This window comes from Caulobacter sp. D5, assembly GCF_003185805.1.
Lineage (GTDB): Bacteria > Pseudomonadota > Alphaproteobacteria > Caulobacterales > Caulobacteraceae > Caulobacter.
In genome coordinates this window covers 1-2,188 of record NZ_QHJY01000466.1, presented here as the reverse complement: position 1 = coordinate 2,188, position 2,188 = coordinate 1, and the positions used below count along the sequence as shown (strand labels likewise).

Annotated in this window: 3 protein-coding genes; all 3 read right to left on the bottom strand. The window is 71.3% G+C overall.

Annotated elements, in window-relative coordinates; all coding sequences use genetic code 11:
• Positions 1-28 precede the first annotated feature (28 nt).
• A complete protein-coding gene (locus DMC18_RS23690; protein ID WP_110118071.1) occupies positions 29-1,252 on the bottom strand; it encodes a phage major capsid protein in 1,224 nt (407 codons plus the stop codon).
• A gap of 159 nt (positions 1,253-1,411) precedes the next feature.
• The gene (locus DMC18_RS23685) at positions 1,412-1,819 is read right to left on the bottom strand and encodes an HK97 family phage prohead protease (RefSeq protein ID WP_110118072.1); all 408 of its coding nucleotides are present in this window, start codon (positions 1,817-1,819) and stop codon (positions 1,412-1,414) included.
• Positions 1,816-2,079 (bottom strand): hypothetical protein, encoded by a 264-nt coding sequence (locus DMC18_RS23680; protein WP_110118073.1) that lies wholly within the window; start codon positions 2,077-2,079, stop codon positions 1,816-1,818. Before DMC18_RS23680 ends, DMC18_RS23685 begins: the two co-directional genes overlap by 4 nt.
• Positions 2,080-2,188: the final 109 nt, after the last annotated feature.

Below are 2,188 nucleotides of genomic sequence, written 5' to 3'. Positions count from 1 at the left end.
GGCCGCCCCGCGAGGGGCGGCCCGACGGTCAGCTCGCCGCGAACTTCAGCAGCTTCACCGCGTCGAAGTTCTGCACCCCGCCGCCCACCCTTTTCGTGGTGTAGAACAGCACGTGCGGCTTGGCCGAATAGGGGTCGCGCAGCACCCGCACCCCGGCGCGGTCGACGATCAGGTAGCCCTTTTCGAAGTCGCCGAAGGCGACAGCGAGTGCGTTCGAAGCCACATCCGGCATGGCCTCGATCTCGGTCACCGGGAAGCCCAGCAAACTGGCCGACTGCCCCGGCTGCAGGGCCGCGTTCCAGATGTAGTTGCCCTGCGCGTCCTTGAACTTGCGCACGGCGCTGACCGTGCGGCGGTTCATCACGAAGCGGCCGTTCTGGCGGTACTGGGTCTTGGCCGCGTAGATCAGGTCGATCAGCTTGTCGGTCGGGTTGCTGGCCGGCCAGGCGCCGGCGACGCCGGTGGCCAGATAGCCCAGCTGCCCCCAGCTGTACGAAGCGTCCGCCGCGGCCGTGTAGGACAGCAGGCCCTTGGGCTTGTTGACCCCGTCGCCCGAGACGAAGGCGCTGGTCTCCTGGGCGGCGAAGGCGTCCTGCACCTCCTCGGCCAGCCACTCGTCGATGCTGACATAGGCGTCGTCGAGCAGGGCCTGGGTGGCGGCCGGGCTGGCGTAGAGCTCGCCGGCGGGGAAGTCGATGACGTCCAGCGTCGGGGCCGTGGTCTCCGGACGCGCGGCCGTCTCGGCCACCCAGGCGGCGGCCAGGCCCGCCGGCGAGACCGGCTTGCGGAACGTCCCGCCGCCGATCGTGCGCACCTGGCAGATCTCGCGCATCGGGCTGGTGGCCGCCAGGCGGCGCAGGATCTGCCGCTCCAGCTCCGGCGGGGCCACATAGCCGCCGGCCGTGGCCGTGCCCTCCGACAGCCCCTTGGCTTCCAGAAGCCCGGCCGTCTCGCCGGTCTTCACATAGCGGTCGAAGGCGGCCTTGCGCTCGTCGACCCGCGCGACCGGCGCCTCGCCGCCCAGCGCCGGACGCCGGCTCTCGGCCAGGATCCGGTCCAGCCGGTCCTGGGCGCTGGTCAGGGCCGCGTCGATGCGCGCGGCCTTCTCCTCCAGCAGAACGTCGGCGCTCTTGGCCTCGATCGCCGCCAGCCGCTGGTCGTTGGCCGCCTTGAAGCCCTCGAACGCCGCCAGCACCTCGGCAAACGCCGCCCGAGCCTCCGGCGAGGCCGGAACCTGTTTGGTTTCCTTCATGGAGTTCTCCGTGAAAAGCCCTTCCCCCTTGATGGGGGAAGGGTTTGGGATGGGGGTGACGCGGCGCGTCCGCCCCCGAAGCCGTCGGCCGTCAGGGGCGCGGAAAGGCCGCTCCACCCCCAACCCCGGCCCTTCCCCCATCAAGGGGGAAGGGAGATCTCAAACCACCTTCAGCCGCGCCCCCGGCAGCATCGGGAACGTCACGATCGACACCTCCCAGAGGTCCACCCGGCTGAGCACCCGCAAGCGTGCGTCCGTCCGCGCCTTGACCTGCCGAAAGCCGATCGACAGGCCGTCCAGCGCCCCCGCCGAGACCAGGGCCGCCACCAGCCGCCCGCGCGGCGTCGCGGCAATGATCCGTCCACAGACGAAAAGGCCATGCGCGTCCTCGAACGCCTCGTCCCACACCCCGACGGGCTCGGCCTCGTCGTGCTGGTGCAGCATGCGGATCGCCCCCGCCCCGCCGTTTTCCAAGCTTTGCTTGAAGGCCCCGGCGGCGGTGACGTCGTCGTTGAGGTCGCGGGTCCAGAACAGCGAGGCGTAGCCCTCGATGCGGAGGTCCTTCATCGCTCGCCCCCTTCCCGGCTTGGAGAGTCCAGCTTGGCCTCGATGCGCACCAGGGCCGCGCGCGTGGCGTCGGCCTGGGCTTCCAGCCGCGCCAGGCGCTCGGCCACCGGCGCCTGGGCCTCCAGCCGCCGCGTCAGATCGTCGATCCGCGCGCTGGCCCGCCCGGCCCACATCAAGGCGGCCGCCGCCTGCAGCACCACCGCCACCAGCACGGCGGCCGAGATCTGGCGGTCCAGCCGCCAGCGGTTTGTCGTGGTCATGAAAAAGACCCCCTCAGTCGGCTTCGCCGACAGCTCCCCCAGAGGGGGAGCATCTGGTTAGCGCTCAAAGATCCTCCCCCTCTGGGGGAGGTGGCCCGGAGGGCCGGAG